General features: G+C 44.2%; 16 protein-coding genes. 4 read left to right on the forward strand and 12 right to left on the reverse strand.

The genetic code is table 11. The features are described from left to right. Positions 1-122: 122 nt before the first annotated feature. On the reverse strand, positions 123-887 hold the full coding sequence (locus tag QZ942_RS04920; RefSeq protein ID WP_292993573.1) for a patatin-like phospholipase family protein: 765 nt from the start codon (positions 885-887) through the stop codon (positions 123-125). Between the two features lie 6 nt (positions 888-893). After that, positions 894-1,703: a UDP-2,3-diacylglucosamine diphosphatase gene (locus tag QZ942_RS04925; RefSeq protein WP_292993574.1), complete on the reverse strand. Its 810-nt coding sequence runs from the start codon at positions 1,701-1,703 to the stop codon at positions 894-896. 195 nt (positions 1,704-1,898) lie between these two features. On the opposite strand from QZ942_RS04925, the gene QZ942_RS04930 reads away from it, so the two are divergent. Continuing rightward, entirely contained in the window at positions 1,899-2,927 is a 1,029-nt protein-coding gene (locus QZ942_RS04930) for a M14 family zinc carboxypeptidase (protein WP_292993575.1), read from the forward strand. Further along, positions 2,864-3,676, forward strand: coding sequence for an alpha/beta hydrolase (locus tag QZ942_RS04935; RefSeq protein ID WP_292993576.1), 813 nt, complete (start codon positions 2,864-2,866; stop codon positions 3,674-3,676). The genes QZ942_RS04930 and QZ942_RS04935 overlap by 64 nt, the downstream gene beginning before the upstream one ends. A 77-nt stretch (positions 3,677-3,753) precedes the next feature. On the opposite strand, the gene QZ942_RS04940 is transcribed toward QZ942_RS04935, so the two are convergent. The 4 genes from QZ942_RS04940 to QZ942_RS04955 form a co-directional block, all read right to left on the reverse strand. Then, complete coding sequence (locus QZ942_RS04940) at positions 3,754-3,966, reverse strand: type II toxin-antitoxin system HicB family antitoxin (RefSeq protein ID WP_292993577.1); 213 nt, start codon at positions 3,964-3,966, stop codon at positions 3,754-3,756. Positions 3,967-3,969: 3 nt separating this feature from the next. Next, positions 3,970-4,158 carry a type II toxin-antitoxin system HicA family toxin gene (locus QZ942_RS04945; protein WP_292993578.1) on the reverse strand — a complete coding sequence of 63 codons (189 nt, stop codon included), beginning with the start codon at positions 4,156-4,158 and terminating at the stop codon, positions 3,970-3,972. Positions 4,159-4,212: 54 nt separating this feature from the next. After that, positions 4,213-4,470, reverse strand: a complete 258-nt coding sequence (locus tag QZ942_RS04950; RefSeq protein WP_292993579.1) for a DUF2442 domain-containing protein — start codon at positions 4,468-4,470, stop codon at positions 4,213-4,215. A gap of 129 nt (positions 4,471-4,599) precedes the next feature. Next, positions 4,600-5,442, reverse strand: coding sequence for a hypothetical protein (locus QZ942_RS04955; protein ID WP_292993580.1), 843 nt, complete (start codon positions 5,440-5,442; stop codon positions 4,600-4,602). A gap of 139 nt (positions 5,443-5,581) precedes the next feature. On the opposite strand from QZ942_RS04955, the gene QZ942_RS04960 reads away from it, so the two are divergent. Next, entirely contained in the window at positions 5,582-7,339 is a 1,758-nt protein-coding gene (locus QZ942_RS04960; RefSeq protein WP_292993581.1) for a lysophospholipid acyltransferase family protein, read from the forward strand. A gap of 26 nt (positions 7,340-7,365) precedes the next feature. On the opposite strand, the gene QZ942_RS04965 is transcribed toward QZ942_RS04960, so the two are convergent. Next, the gene (locus QZ942_RS04965) at positions 7,366-8,649 is read right to left on the reverse strand and encodes a diguanylate cyclase (RefSeq protein WP_292993582.1); all 1,284 of its coding nucleotides are present in this window, start codon (positions 8,647-8,649) and stop codon (positions 7,366-7,368) included. Between the two features lie 306 nt (positions 8,650-8,955). Here QZ942_RS04965 and QZ942_RS04970 point away from each other — a divergent pair, with 306 nt between their 5' ends. Further along, positions 8,956-9,303 carry an exosortase system-associated protein, TIGR04073 family gene (locus QZ942_RS04970; protein ID WP_292993583.1) on the forward strand — a complete coding sequence of 116 codons (348 nt, stop codon included), beginning with the start codon at positions 8,956-8,958 and terminating at the stop codon, positions 9,301-9,303. A 149-nt stretch (positions 9,304-9,452) separates the two neighbouring features. Here QZ942_RS04970 and htpX read toward each other — a convergent pair whose 3' ends face one another. The 5 genes from htpX to QZ942_RS04995 all read right to left on the reverse strand — a co-directional run bounded on the left by htpX (position 9,453) and on the right by QZ942_RS04995 (position 14,908). Beyond that, positions 9,453-10,334: a protease HtpX gene (gene htpX, locus QZ942_RS04975; RefSeq protein ID WP_292993584.1), complete on the reverse strand. Its 882-nt coding sequence runs from the start codon at positions 10,332-10,334 to the stop codon at positions 9,453-9,455. 288 nt (positions 10,335-10,622) lie between these two features. Continuing rightward, entirely contained in the window at positions 10,623-10,916 is a 294-nt protein-coding gene (gene ftsB, locus QZ942_RS04980; RefSeq protein WP_292993585.1) for a cell division protein FtsB, read from the reverse strand. Further along, complete coding sequence (eno, locus tag QZ942_RS04985) at positions 10,916-12,199, reverse strand: phosphopyruvate hydratase (protein ID WP_292993586.1); 1,284 nt, start codon at positions 12,197-12,199, stop codon at positions 10,916-10,918. The genes ftsB and eno overlap by 1 nt, the downstream gene beginning before the upstream one ends. 58 nt (positions 12,200-12,257) lie before the next feature. Then, on the reverse strand, positions 12,258-13,934 hold the full coding sequence (locus QZ942_RS04990; RefSeq protein ID WP_292993587.1) for a CTP synthase: 1,677 nt from the start codon (positions 13,932-13,934) through the stop codon (positions 12,258-12,260). Between the two features lie 89 nt (positions 13,935-14,023). Further along, a complete protein-coding gene (locus QZ942_RS04995; protein ID WP_292993588.1) occupies positions 14,024-14,908 on the reverse strand; it encodes a fructosamine kinase family protein in 885 nt (294 codons plus the stop codon). Positions 14,909-14,943: the final 35 nt, after the last annotated feature.

Raw genomic sequence — 14,943 nt, forward strand, 5'->3', positions numbered from 1 at the left:
TTGTTTACCGTTTCAACCGGCGCTTCCATCTTGAGATGCTTCCTCTACGTCTACTCGTCGCTGCAGCCACTATCGGGCCTCGCCCGGCACGTTGGCTCCGGCAAGCTGAAGAATCTTTCTAATCAGGAAACTTCTTCGGTCATTCTGACATTCGCCATCATTTTCTCTCTGAGAATGATCGAAGCGATACCTTTCGCCGACCATTGCACACCGCCATATCCGCAGGCTTTGGCACCGCTTACTGCAAAACTGCGCCAGCCCGATCCGATGGAGAGCATTTTTATTTCATAATCTTTCCAGTATTGCTTAGCATGAAGATACGCGCTTAAGCCGGGATTATTCATGCCAACACCGCCATCGATTCGCCAGTTGCCATCTTGCATTTGCACGGGCGGGTAGAACGATGGTGCAGCGGTGCAGGCATCGGCTATCTCGCTTAACAAAAAATCCGTTTGACTGTCATTGGTGAAAACTTCCAGTTGATCCTGATCCAGATTGAAACAAGGAATAAATATCCGTTTGTTGAGTGACGAAAGCCTCAGATTCTCCAATTCCTTTTGTAGGGTTAGGTTTTTCGAGTCACCTTTGAATTTGGGATGAAGTTGCAGCTTACTGAATAACCAGCGTAACCAGTGCTCCGCCATCATTTTATCCAGCAATCTTTCTTGTAAAACCTTTTGAATGATTTCTTTTGCGCTTAAACGTCGCCCCAAAATCAAGCAGGTGATTAATCCGCCCGAGGAAGAACCGGCGATCAGGTCAAAGAGATCATAGGTTGAAGCGCCGGTGTCCTCTTCCAGACATGCCAAAACGCTTAATTGAATCAGCAGATGGCTGCCGCCACCGTCCAGGCTTAAAACCGTTTTGGGTAACAGTGAATGTTCCAAATTGTTTTAAGCTGCCTTTCTACTGGCCAATAATTCTTCTTGCAAAAGGCTTTTATATTGCTCAAACCGCTCAGACCAGAATACCAACTCCAACGATCCATCGTTATGTTCCAGCAAAGTAGAACAGCTTTCTACCCAATCGCCGTCATTGCAGTAAAGGATCGAATTGATTTCTCTTAATTCAGCATGGTGAATGTGGCCACAGACGACACCATCGACACCGCGATCTTTTGCCAGATGTGCCAATGCATCCTCAAAACTGCTGATGTAGCTGACCGCATTTTTAACGCGCAATTTTAAGTAGGCCGCGAGTGACCAATAAGAAAATCCGAAGAACTTTCGCATGCCATTAATATAATGATTCAGATCCAGCAGGGTGTCATAAGCGACATTCCCCAATTTTGCAAGCCAGCGGCTATTCTTGACAATGACATCAAACTCATCGCCATGCATTATCAACAGTTTTTTACCTTCGGTGGTGGTATGCACATAATCTTGATGAATCTCAACATTACCGAATACATGACCGATGCAATCCCGCATCCCTTCATCATGATTTCCCGGTATGTAAATTACTTTAGTGCCATGCTTGGCTTTGCCTAAAATAGACCGGACCACGTTGGTATGCTCTTGCGGCCAGTAAGGACTCTTTTTGATACTCCAGAAATCGACAATATCGCCAACCAGGAAAAGATAATCGGTTTCAACCGAATGCAGGAAATGCAACAGCGCGTCTGCCTGACAACCGCGAAATCCGAGGTGAACATCTGAAATCCACACACTTCTTACTTTGATAGGAGCTTTATTCTTCACCATACATGCCTTTTAATTGGATTAGTGATGGCATGACAGCATAAAGAGCATTTGTTAAGCTTCTTTGAAGTATTTGTTAAATATTCATGAAGTATTTATTAAAAAAGACAGTAGGGGGAGTTTTGCAATGATTCTTTGATGCGAATGAGCATATTCCAGTAAGATCCATTTTTTACAGTAGCAGCACTTTAATACACAATGCACGCCACACCCGCCCTGAAACAATCATTACCTGAATTGCAACAAGTTGAAGCGATTATTCAGGAGGATAATAATGTACATCTACACAGTAAAGTGCTTTGCCAGGTGTCTTGTGATGATGGCCTGCTACCAATTTACGCGCTGACACTCGGGAATACTGCACAAGATATCCCGTGTGTGACTTATGTTGCCGGCATCCATGGTCTGGAACGCATTGGTACGCAAGTAGTCATTGCTTTTCTGGAAAGTCTGCTCGAACGGTTAAAATGGGACCGGGTCCTGGCTGATATTTTGCAACGGGTGCGGATCAACATTCTCCCCATCGTCAATCCGGTCGGCATGCTGAACGCTACGCGTGCCAATGGGCAGGGAGTCGATCTCATGCGCAATGCGCCGGTGGATAGTCATGAAAAAACCATCTGGCTGGCTGGGGGGCACCGGATTTCATCGGTGTTGCCGTGGTATCGGGGCAAATCCGGTGAAGCCATGCAACCGGAAGCGCAAGCACTGTGCGATTTTATTGTTCAGGAAGTCTTACCTGCACCGTTCAGCTTGGTCTTGGATTGTCATTCCGGATTTGGTTTTCGCAATCAAATTTGGTTTCCTTATGCCAAAAGCCGGCTTGAACCAATTAAACATCTCAAAGAAGTTTATTACTTGCGCGAGCTCTTTATGCAGACTTATCCGCATCAGGATTATTTGTTTGAGCCGCAATCACAGCATTATCTGACTCATGGTGATCTGTGGGATTTTCTTTATCAACAATCGTTGGCGAGCAACAATGTTTTCTTGCCATTAACCCTTGAAATGGGCTCGTGGCGGTGGATTCGCAAAAATCCGCTGCAATTGCGCCGATTGCAGGGTTTGTATCACCCGGTCAAACCACACCGGCTGAATCGCGTATTGAGGAGCCATTTAATCCTGATGGAATTTTTGTTGCACGCGACCTTATCGTATCAAAATTGGCTCAACCAAAGCGAGATGCCGGGATTGGAACAACAAGCACGGGCGCTGTGGTATTCATGATGGATAGCGAGCATTTCGTACTGATTCGGGGGTTACTGCGTGAAGCACGGCACTGGGGAGAATTTACCGGAAGTCTGCAACAGCAATTTCCCTGCGCCATGATCAGTACACCGGATGTTCCAGGAAATGGCTGGTTGCATCAGGCTACCAGTCCAGAAACTATTGCGGAAATGACCGAAGCATTACGCCTGCAAATCAATACAAACCAACCGATCCGATTGATCGCACTTTCCATGGGCGGGATGATCGCGATGGATTGGATGACGCGGTATCCGGACGAAGTGGAAGCGGCAGTTCTGATCAACACCAGCGCAAGACCATTATCACCGTTTTACCATCGTTTGAGCTGGACGGTTTACCCTCAAGTCATCCAAATGATTTTTCATTCGGCTGCACAAAAGGAAGCGGATATTCTGAGTTTGACTTCAAATCGTCACCCGCATGACAACAAGCTGCTGGAGTCCTGGCAGCAGTGGCAACAACAAAATCCGGTATCAACAGCTAGCGCTAGAAACCAATTCCTGGCTGCTGCAAAGTTTTCCATCACGGACAAACCACAGCAACCCATACTTGTTGTAACCAGTCGGGCTGATCGTTTGGTGGATTATTGTTGTAGTCTGAAATTGGCGGAAACTTGGCAAACCAGCTATATGCAACATGAGACGGCCGGTCATGATTTGCCGCTGGATGAGCCGGAGTGGTTGGCGCATGTCATTAAGCAGTGGTTTGATCTGCAGACTGGTGTTTAAGTTGCAGCCGAAGAGCCAACCATATTCCGGCTGAGTGTAATGTGGTTTTATTATGCTCTGCACTATTAAGCAATAACTCAGGCAGCAACTTCAATATACTGAACGATACTTGTTGGTTGTGGTACAGGCAAACCATCTTCGATCATCCCTTCGATATGCAGTCCAATTGCTTCACGAATTTCCCGCTCTGTTTCTTCAATGGTAGAGCCGGTCGCGATGCAACCAGGCAAATCGGGCACATAGGCTGAGTAGTTATTTTCTGCTTTTTCGACAACGATTGCATAACGCATGAATTACTCCTTTAGTTTTGCTTGCTTGAGTATGCTATTCAAAGTGCCCGGTGCTAAATCATCGCCAGGTTTCCCAGATACAGTTACGCGGCCGCTTTTGATTGGATGCTTGAATTGACGATGACTTCCTCGCATTGTGACAAGATACCAGCCATCTTGTTTCAGTATTCTCAATATTTCATTAACTTTCATGCAAGTAGGATAACAAATTGCAACAGCCTGTCCAGAATATTTAATGCCCGGTAGTTATATGATGCCGCTATGATCTCCGCGCAGCAAGCCAGCCACGCTGAGGTCTTCATCGATATCCGGCCAATGGATACCTTCACCATCACCCAGAAGTTCGTAGTTCGTTAGCTGATTTTTTGTAGCAGCCGCCAATCGAGGAAACCACACTAACGGGATCATAATTCTTCTGCCGTCCACCAACGATACGATCATATCGTCATCGGTAAACTCGACATTCTCCGTCAAAGCGTATGTTTCAACTGCTAATGTATTCATTCCATGTCTCCATAAATATTTGCCGATTTTCGTCGACGTGCTTTTGTATGTTCGTAACTTATGTGAGGAAAAATGCTTTGAGCGTTGCCACCGCAATGTGTTTTGGTTAATGGTACTTTACAATACGAATTATGTGTTTTTCTTACAGGGTACAAGTTCAATATGCAGTGGTGTTTTACACGATTCGCAATCTAAGAGGAGCGGAGATTGACCAAAACGTAGCTTCTCCACTTGTCTTTGAGGGATCTGAACGTTTGAATTGCATTCGTTGCAAGGTGTTTCAAAAACTCGTCTACTATGAAAAGCTTGGTCACCTTGTATATAGATATTGTAGCTTTCTTGGCATGATGGCGATATGCAATTTATGACTTGCCCGTTTTTCAATAGATTTAATTTTCTTTTCAATGTAGTGCCACAAGTATTGCATTCAAAAGAATACTCTTTCCCAAACCCCGAGGTGATTAGATTGCCATCTTTAAACTTCTTTAATTCCTCAATCACTTCAATAACTTTTGATTTTGTTGAATCTATATCTCCATATATAGATATTTGATCGTTCTTTTGTTCAGGAAGGCTTACATGTAATGCGACATTAGATAGGGCATTCCACAGTTTTCCTAGTTTTCTGATATTGAACCCTGCTTGTGTTCCTATTGGCACATAACTTAACGCTTCATAATCTTCTTGAGTCTTTGGTTCTGAGCCTTCGGTTGCAGGAGTCGTGGATATTGATATTGTAAAAGTACTTGCTACGTCTTCATTTGCTTCTTCAGCGACTTGTTCTATTACATTTCTAGGTTGCCATTTTTTTAAATCAGCATGAGATATGTAATCATATGATATCTTGAGTCTTTCGTAGCAAATCAGCTCAATCGTCAATCTACATTCTAAAGCTGCATAGGTTAGGCTTTTCTTAGTTCCCTCAGACAGAAGACTGTTGATTGTATCCAAGCGGGATTTAATATCAATCATTGTGTTACCAAGTTAGAGTTTGCTGTGCTCCACAGATAATAGGTCAATAAATCAAAAAAAGAAAATATTTGACGTCATTCTTTTGTCACATTGACCCTCTATCTTATCAGCATTCAATTGCTATGCTGGGAGCGGAATTATGCTTGATGTGGATATCTTACTGAAAGATTACTTTCAAAATACGGATGAGACGAGTGATAAGCCGCTGATGAAGGCTGCTGCTTCGGTCTTGAAGAAGCTATTCCATCAGAAAGAAATCAACGCATTCATTGAAACACACCGGCATTTGGAAGGATTGGAGTTCAACGATGCGGTGCTGGAACATTTTAATTTTAGCTTTCAGGTTTCCAGCAAAGATCGCGCGCGCATCCCTGATCAGCGCCGGGTGTTGATTGTCGCGAATCATCCGCTGGGTTCTCTGGATGGGCTGGCGTTGCTTAAGCTGGTGTCGGAAATCAGAACCGACGTCAAGATTGTCGCAACGACCTTGTTGAACTGTATTGATCCGCTGCAAAGCTTGTTTCTCTCGGTGGATAATTTAGCGGAATCCGCGAATCATCGTGACAATTTGAACCAGATTGTTGAAGCACTGGAAGCGGAACAGGCCGTTATTCTATTTCCGACCGGAGAAGTGTCGCGTATTTGCCCGCTGGGTGTTCGTGATGGTAAGTGGAAAACCGGGTTTTTATCGCTGGCCAAGAAAACCAAAGCGCCGATTGTTCCGGTTTATATTGGTGGTAAAAATTCAACACTTTTTTACGGACTTTCAAGCCTCTACAAACCGTTGGGTACGATGATGCTGGTGAATGAGATGTTCAACCAGCAGGGCAGTGAAATTTCATTCCGGATTGGTAAACCGATCCCATGGGAATCCATTGCGGCAATGGATTTGTCTAAAAAAGCCATTACAAAATTGATGCGCAAACAGGTCTATTTGTTAGGCAAAAAGAAGAAAAAAGAACTGTTTAAGCCGATTGAAAATATTATCCACCCCGTCCGCACCCAATCAATCCGCAAGGAGCTGAAAGCTTCGCAACTGATCGGCAAAACCCAGGATGGTAAGCATATTTATCTGTTTGACTATATGCCGAACTCCAGTGTGATGCGTGAGATTGGCCGGTTGCGCGAATTATCTTTCCGGCAGGTGCAAGAAGGCACCGGCAATGCGTTGGATATTGACAGTTATGATCGCTATTACCGGCACTTGATTCTATGGGACGAAGACGAGCTGGAAATTATCGGCTCCTATCGCATTGGAGAAGCCGCAAAAATTCTTAAGGAGCATGGAGAATCAGGGCTATACACCCATAGCTTATTCGAGTTTAATCCTGCGTTTAAGCCTTATCTTGAACATTCCATCGAACTGGGGCGTAGTTTCATTCAACCTCGATACCAGGGAAAGCGCAGTCTGGATTATCTCTGGTATGGGATTGGCGCTTATTTGTACCAGCACCCGGAGATACGTTATATGGTTGGACCGGTTTCGCTCAGTACTTCCCTGCCTGAACCGGCACAAAAGGTGATTGCAGGTTTCTATACAGAACTTTTCGGTAAAGACGAGCTACTTGCTAAACCCAGACTGCCGTTTGAGTTTGAACGGGGTGAGGATTTTGCACCATTCAAGAAGGTTGCGGATGAAATTGAATATAAACAAGCCTATACGATTCTGAAAGAAAGAATGGATGAACTCGGCGTGAAGGTTCCGGTACTCTATAAGCAATATGTGGAGCTATGCCAGCCGGGCGGTTGCGAGTTTCTAGGATTTAATATTGATCCCAGTTTCTCGAACTGCGTCGATGCCTTGATTCTGGTTCATATCAATACCATTAAAGAAAAGAAACACCAACGTTATATTGAAAGCCATGCAATGGTTATGCAGAATCTGAACTCCGCATAGTGAGGCTTATGAACAATCAGATGTTTTTATCGGTAGCGTGCAATGACTCGATTGCCGCCATTTGATTTTGCTTGATTAATCGCATCGTGGGTGGCTTTAAATAATTCCGGGAAACTTTCAGTCGAATCCGCTTGCATCTCTGCGACGCCAAGGCTGGCGGTTACATTCAGGTCTGATGGACGCAAATTTTCAATGGATTCCCGTATTTCTTCTGCAATGATCGTTGCATTAGAAATATTGCAGTGGGACAGTAACAAAACAAACTCTTCTCCATCGTAACGCGCGACGATATCTTCTTTGCGAGTAGGTTTAACTAATTCGGAAGCGATTTCTTTCAAGACCAAATCACCCGTTAAGTGACCGTAATTCTCATTGATTAGATTGAATTTATCGATATTCACTATAATCAGGCTATAGGGAATATTATGACGTATTGCTTCGCGCAATCTTGATGAAATAGCTTCCATCATAAAGTAGCGATTATATAAACCGGTCAATGGATCCTTTACTGCCAATTCTTGCATGACATTTTGCTGTGTGACTGTCTTATCCAATAACTTCTTACTGGTAATTAGATTGCTGACTCTTGCAAGCAATTCTTCCTGGATTAGTGGTTTGGTAACGTAATCATTGGCTCCCAAGCGCAACAACTCTACTTTGTGTGCGGTATCATCCAGCACCGAGAACACCAATAAGGGCACATATTTTTTATTATCCTCAGCAAGGTGTCGCAGTGCTTTGACAGTACCCTGACCGTTTAATTTGCCTTTGAGTAATATATCGGTCAGCACCAAATCGTAGGCATTTTTCTGGAACGCTTCTATCCCTTCTTCGCCCGTAGCAAAATGATCGACGGTATAACCGTTGTCTCTTAACACTGCCGATGTTAAGTTTACAGTTGACAGACTGTCTTCAATATACAAGATATTTCCAGACATTGTTTTACTGCCGTTTTTTCTAGAAAACTGAGCAGCATAACTGGTGATTTTATCCAGCTCATGTTTGGCAAATATTTCTGTTACGCCTGCTGAGAATGCCTCGTCTAATAATTCTTTATCTTCATTTGAAGTAACCATAACCAGCGGTATTTGCCGGGTGCGGGAATCGGCACGCAGATGCGATGAAAACTTTGGACCATCCATATCCTGCAGATGCATGGCAATAAATACCAGATCAAAAGGCTGTTGCTTAAGCAATGTCAGGGCTTCGTTACCGGTTGAAACCTGCTTTGTTTCAAGTCCGCCAGACTCAATCGCTGACGATAGAAGTTTTTGATACGTTCGGGATGGTTCAACGATAAGTCCTTCCATATGCTAATACCCCTTCAATGACATAAATCTGGTTGCAGGTTGCTAACAAAACCGGTCTGTTACGATATGAGAAAGGATATCGACATCAATATTGATTTCTTTTAGAAAGTTTGTGAAATATGAAGTTTATTTTTGGATGTTTGGACTTAAGGTTGTCGAGATGTTACGCAATAGTTAATTGAGCTGTGTAATCATGAATTGTTTGTTTAGATATGAAGGGGTAAACTTCGAATAAATTTCTGTTCGTTTCTTAACTTAACTGAAAACAGAAATTTAATTTTAAAATCGAATAAAGGAGTTTTTCTGATGAGAAGAATGGTTGCTAAATTATCTTTAATATTTTCAATATTTTTCCTTTTCTCGTCTCATGCGGTTGCTGCTGACAGTTATTTTGGTAACTCAAGCGAGAAATTTGTAAGTGGTATTGCTAATGCGGTTACTGGGTGGGTGGAGTTACCTAAGAACGTTATTTTAACCAGCCAGAAAGAGGGGCCAATTTATGGTGTTACAATTGGCGTGGCAATGGGTATCATGCATACAGTCGGTCGTAGTTTGGTGGGTGTGCTTGATGCAGCCACTTTTTTTATTCCAACCAAACCATCGGTTAATCCCCCTTTTATCTGGCAAGATTTCTCCAGGGAAACTTCCTATTAATCGGTTTGCTATCTTCAAGAATAACAACAGAATTTTCAAAGAATACATTCCTGCGTTCTGGCAGGGATGTATTTTTTATCTAACTCAGAGAATGAAAACGCCATACCAGTGCGACGATATGGCGTTTTCACAGAGCGTAGTGCAGTGATCTAGCGTTGCATCTCAAGTGCTGCAATTCTTTCTTCCAGCGGCGGGTGTGACATGAATAAGCGCATGAGTCCACTACTCCCTCCGGAAATACCAAAAGCGGCAAGCTGATCCGGTAAATGTGCCTGTTCGTGAGTTAATTGTAAGCGCCGCAATGCAGCGATCATTTTGTTTCTGCCGGCCAGGCTGGCACCACCGGCATCGGCACGGAATTCGCGTTGGCGGCTAAACCACATAACAATAATACTCGCCAAGACACCCAGTACGATTTCGGCAATGATAGTAGTAACCCAGAAAGCAGGGCCGTGACCTTCTTCTGTTTTGAAAACAATACGATCGATCGTATGGCCGATGACACGCGACAAGAAGATCACAAATGTGTTGACAACACCCTGAATCAGCGCCAATGTCACCATATCTCCATTCGCGATATGACTGACTTCATGCGCCAGAACGGCTTCAGCTTCATCCTGGCTCATGGTATTTAAAAGCCCGGTACTGACAGCGACGAGCGCGTCATTTTTTGACATCCCCGTGGCAAAAGCATTGACATCCGGCGCATCATAAATGGCTACTTCCGGCATACCGATACCGGCTATTTTGGCCTGCCGCTGCACGGTGGTGACTAGCCAATGCTCTTGCGCGTTACGCGGCATTTCAATGACTTGTGCACCGGTAAATCGTTTTGCTGTCCATTTTGACAGGGCAAGCGACATAAACGAGCCGCCAAATCCAAATACTGATGCGAACAGTAATAGGGAATTGATGTCCAGACCTGTTCCTTGTTCGTCTAGAATTCTTTCAAATCCAAATAGTCGCAATGTAATGCTAAGAACAACAATAATGGCCAAATTAGTTGCTAAAAAAAGAATAATTCTTTTCATTTTTTTACTCCATGGTGTCAATAAAATCCAAAACAAAGCTAGTGTGGATATGTGATCTAATTGTCACTTTTCAAGCGGATTATATTTGAATTTGCCTGATTAGGTTGCTGACTGAATGTTGTTCAGATTGTCTACCAGCGATCATTCAACCTAATAATTTAGGTACCGGATTTCTTGAAGTGTTTAAATGAACCCGGAATTTTCTGAAAGCAAGTGCGGAAATGATACAGAGTAAATTCGCCGATGGACGTTCTTTGGTCACTACTGGGTAGATCGAGTAGTGCGAGATTATGGCGCAGGTTTGGATGGTGTATTTCTGACAATCTGAAAAAGTATCTCGCCTTCCTTGATCATGCCCAGGTCGCTACGGGCACGTTCTTCGATAGCTTCAAGACCTTGCTTTAGGTCATTTACTTCAGCCTCAAGCTTGTTGTTGCGATTCTGCAGTATTAGATTATTTTCACGCGCCGCAACAACATCTTGATCGACCTGCCAGACTTTAAGCCAGCTTACTTTACCGTACCATAAGGGATATTGCATTGCGGCAATCAGTAACAGCAGTATAAAACTCAAGAGCTTCATTATTTGAGTTGATAAAAAGCTCTCCGGCCAGCATAATTTGCTGAGTCTCCCATATCCTCTTCAATCCGCAGTAACTGATTGTATTTGGCGAGACGGTCGGAACGGGATAACGAGCCGGTTTTTATTTGTAATGCATTGGTTGCAACTGCAATATCAGCGATGGTGGTATCCTCGGTTTCTCCGGAGCGATGTGAAATGACCGCGGTGTAGCCGGCACATTTTGCCATTTCAATGGCTGAGAGTGTTTCAGTCAGTGTGCCAATTTGATTAACCTTGATCAAGATGGAATTGGCAATGCCCCGTTTGATGCCTTCTTGCAGAATCTTTGAATTGGTAACAAATATATCATCGCCGACTAATTGAACCGATTTACCCAGTTTGTTAGTCAGTATCTCCCATCCATCCCAATCATGCTCACTCATGCCATCTTCGATACTGATAATCGGGTACTTATCTACCCATGATGCGAGGTAATCAGCAAATTGCGCGGAAGTCAGATGCAGGCCCTCCGATGCCAGATGATATTTGCCGTCCTGAAAGAATTCCGAGCTGGCACAATCAAGGCCAATCGCGACTTCTTGGCCTGCCTGATACCCGGCCAGATCAATGGCTTGTACGATTAATTGCAGGGCTGCTTCATTATTTTCCAGATTGGGAGCAAATCCACCTTCGTCGCCAACGGTTGTAGGCATGCCTTTATCGTTGATGAGCTTTTTCAATGCGCTAAAAACTTCTGCTCCACAACGAATAGCATCATGAAAATTTGAAATCCCCAGCGGAACAATCATAAATTCCTGCATGTTGATATTGTTGTTGGCATGTGCACCGCCGTTAATCAAGTTCATTAAAGGAACGGGCATGGACATCAGACCGGCGCCGCCCAGATAACGATACAGCGGTAAACCGGATTCTTCGGCAGCGGCTTTGGCAACGGCGAGAGATACCGCAAGAATTGCATTGGCGCCAAGCCTGGATTTATTTTCTGTGCCATCCAGGTTGATCAGTGCTTGGTCAATGAAGCTTTGGTCGACAGCATCCAAACCCATTAATGTTTCAGAAATCTCGGTGTTAACGTTTTCCACTGCTGTGAGCACACCTTTACCTGAGTATCGTTGCACATCCCCATCTCTCAGTTCAACGGCTTCCCGGGTTCCAACAGACGCGCCGGAAGGAACAGAAGCGCGACCTAATATGCCTGATTCCAGCAGTACATCTGCTTCAATGGTTGGATTACCACGAGAATCAAGAATCTCGCGGGCGATAACATCTACGATTGCGCTCATGCTACATTTTCCCTGTTATTTAATGATTATTATTTCTGATATTTCTGCTGCTATATTGTTACTTATTCAGAACCGCATGTATTTTTTCATCCCCTGTATTCTGGCGGCTGTTGTGAAAGCTGATGGCTGCCTGAATATAGGATGTAAATAGCGGATGACCCTGTCGTGGTGTGGAAGTAAATTCCGGGTGGAATTGACAACCAAGAAACCATGGATGCTCTGTTTCCGGAAGTTCTATCATTTCACACAGGCTTTCTTCTTTGGATAAGCCGCCGATGCAAAGTCCTGCTTTTTCTAATTTTGGGATATAAAGGTTATTGACTTCATAGCGGTGACGGTGACGTTCAGTAATTTTATCCGCACCATACGTTTTCCAAGCTAATGAATTCTTTTTCAAAATACATTCCTGACCACCTAAGCGCATACTGCCGCCGATGTCAGAATTTTCATCTCTTGTTTCAACTTGCCCATCCCGGGTACGCCATTCCGTAATTAATCCAATGACCGGGTATGGGGTATCCGGATTAAATTCAGTACTGTGCGCGCCTTTCATCCCGGTCATGTTGCGCGCATATTCAACGACCGCCAGTTGCATCCCCAGACAAATACCCAGATACGGAATACGGTGGGTACGGGCAAAGTGGATGGCCATGATCTTGCCTTCCACGCCGCGTTTGCCAAAACCGCCGGGAACCAGGATTGCATCCATATTGATTAGACTGTCCGTCCCTTCCTTTTCGATAGTCTCGGAGTCTATGTAGTTGATAATAATCCGGCTGTTAGTATGGATGCCCGCGTGGATCAAGGCCTCGGACAAAGATTTATACGATTCGGTTAAATCAACGTATTTGCCGACTAATGCAATGGTAACGGTACATTTGGGATGTTCCAGTGCGTAAACTAATTTCTTCCAAACACTTAAGTCGGCCGGTTTGGCCAGGATATTCAATTTATGGCAGATGATTTCATCGAGCATTTGCTCGTGTAGCAAGCCCGGGATTTTATATATGCTATCTACATCGATTGCAGATATCACCGCTTCTTCCTGTACATTGGTAAATAGCGCTATTTTCCGGCGCTCTTCCTTAGGTACTTCACGATCTGAACGGCATAGTAATACATCCGGCTGGATACCAATTTCCCGCAATTCCTTGACAGAATGCTGAGTGGGTTTTGTTTTTAGCTCACCGGCTGAGCCGATATAAGGCAGTAAAGTGAGATGGATGAAACAAGTATCCGTGCGTGGATTCTGCACAGCCATTTGCCGGATTGCCTCCAGAAACGGAAGTGATTCGATGTCACCGACCGTGCCGCCGATTTCGATAATCGCAACTTGTGCGTCACCAACGCCTGCTTGAATATAGCGTTTTATCTCATCCGTGATATGAGGAATGACTTGTACCGTGCCGCCGAGATAATCGCCGCGCCGCTCTTTGCGAATAACACTTTCGTAGATTTGACCCGTCGTGAAGTTATTATGCCGGGTCATACGGGTGCTGATGAAACGTTCATAATGACCCAGATCGAGATCCGTCTCAGCACCATCTTCCGTGACAAAAACTTCACCATGTTGAAAAGGACTCATCGTGCCAGGATCGACATTGATATACGGATCCAATTTAAGCATCGTCACTTTAAGTCCACGTGTCTCAAGCAGTGCGGCTAGGGATGCGGCGGCAATACCTTTACCCAAAGAAGAAACAACGCCACCGGTCACAAAGACATACTTGGTCATGGATGGTTATAGTAACTAGAATAATTCAGGAAAACTGTGAGAGAGTTTTTGCATGATTTTTTAGCAGACAACTTTATCCAATATTTTTATTAACGAATTTCAGCAAGTAATCGCTCCATCATTTGTTCGGCTTGGTGGCGGTAGTTACTACCAAAAAGGTTCAAGTGATTAAGAATATGATAGAGGTTATACACAACTTTGCGAACATTATACCCGGAATCCAACGGATAATCATATCGGTAAGCAGAATAAAAATCGGCTGGAAAGCCGCCAAAAAGCTCAGTCATGGCAATATCAGCTTCACGATCGCCGTAATATACGGCGGGGTCAAACAGTACCGGATTCCCTGATCCATCATAGGCATAATTGCCACTCCAGAGATCGCCATGTAAAAGTGATGGGGATGGTGTTACACCCGAAAAGAATTCATCCAGATCGATTAATAATTGCTCTCCTAATTTTTGCAGTTTTCCGTTAAATCCATTGGTCTTGGCCAGATCTAATTGATAGCCTAAGCGATGCATTTTCCAGAAGTTTAGCCAATCGGAAGAAGCGGTATTTATTTGCGGAGTTTGTCCGATTGTATTATCACGGATCCAGCCAAATTGTTTGGCAACAGTGCGGTGCATGGCGGCAAGCTGTATGCCCAAGCCGGATGCTTTGCCACGAGCGCCAGTATTAAAATCCAGAAATTCCAGAACCAGCCAGGCAGCGTGATCATTATGACCATAACAGACGGGTAGCGGAACACGTAGAGTGTGCGATTGATGAATTTCCATTAAACCGGCAGCTTCCGCTTCAAACATCGCAAGACTGCCGGGTGAATTCAACTTAACAAAATAATGTTGTGTGCCATCACCAATACAATAGGTTTGATTAATACAACCACCGCTGATTGGGCGGGTGTCTTTTATCTTGAAGGGACTACCATTAGTTGTGGAAATTTGTGTGCCGATTTGATCCCAAGCATGCATGTGTTTGCCTCTTCAAAAGCAACTGGGGTGCATAT

This window comes from Nitrosomonas sp., from assembly GCF_021731985.1.
GTDB lineage: Bacteria > Pseudomonadota > Gammaproteobacteria > Burkholderiales > Nitrosomonadaceae > Nitrosomonas.

Coding starts and splice junctions, on each gene's coding strand:
- QZ942_RS04995 (WP_292993588.1), bottom strand. CDS start 14,908: ATGCATGCTTGGGATCAAATCGGCACACAAATTTCCACAACTAATGGT.
- QZ942_RS04945 (WP_292993578.1), bottom strand. CDS start 4,158: ATGAAAGTTAATGAAATATTGAGAATACTGAAACAAGATGGCTGGTAT.
- ftsB (WP_292993585.1), bottom strand. CDS start 10,916: ATGAAGCTCTTGAGTTTTATACTGCTGTTACTGATTGCCGCAATGCAA.
- QZ942_RS04925 (WP_292993574.1), bottom strand. CDS start 1,703: ATGGTGAAGAATAAAGCTCCTATCAAAGTAAGAAGTGTGTGGATTTCA.
- QZ942_RS04960 (WP_292993581.1), top strand. CDS start 5,582: ATGCTTGATGTGGATATCTTACTGAAAGATTACTTTCAAAATACGGAT.
- QZ942_RS04990 (WP_292993587.1), bottom strand. CDS start 13,934: ATGACCAAGTATGTCTTTGTGACCGGTGGCGTTGTTTCTTCTTTGGGT.
- eno (WP_292993586.1), bottom strand. CDS start 12,199: ATGAGCGCAATCGTAGATGTTATCGCCCGCGAGATTCTTGATTCTCGT.
- QZ942_RS04930 (WP_292993575.1), top strand. CDS start 1,899: ATGCACGCCACACCCGCCCTGAAACAATCATTACCTGAATTGCAACAA.
- QZ942_RS04940 (WP_292993577.1), bottom strand. CDS start 3,966: ATGCGTTATGCAATCGTTGTCGAAAAAGCAGAAAATAACTACTCAGCC.
- QZ942_RS04970 (WP_292993583.1), top strand. CDS start 8,956: ATGAGAAGAATGGTTGCTAAATTATCTTTAATATTTTCAATATTTTTC.
- QZ942_RS04955 (WP_292993580.1), bottom strand. CDS start 5,442: ATGATTGATATTAAATCCCGCTTGGATACAATCAACAGTCTTCTGTCT.
- htpX (WP_292993584.1), bottom strand. CDS start 10,334: ATGAAAAGAATTATTCTTTTTTTAGCAACTAATTTGGCCATTATTGTT.
- QZ942_RS04965 (WP_292993582.1), bottom strand. CDS start 8,649: ATGGAAGGACTTATCGTTGAACCATCCCGAACGTATCAAAAACTTCTA.
- QZ942_RS04950 (WP_292993579.1), bottom strand. CDS start 4,470: ATGAATACATTAGCAGTTGAAACATACGCTTTGACGGAGAATGTCGAG.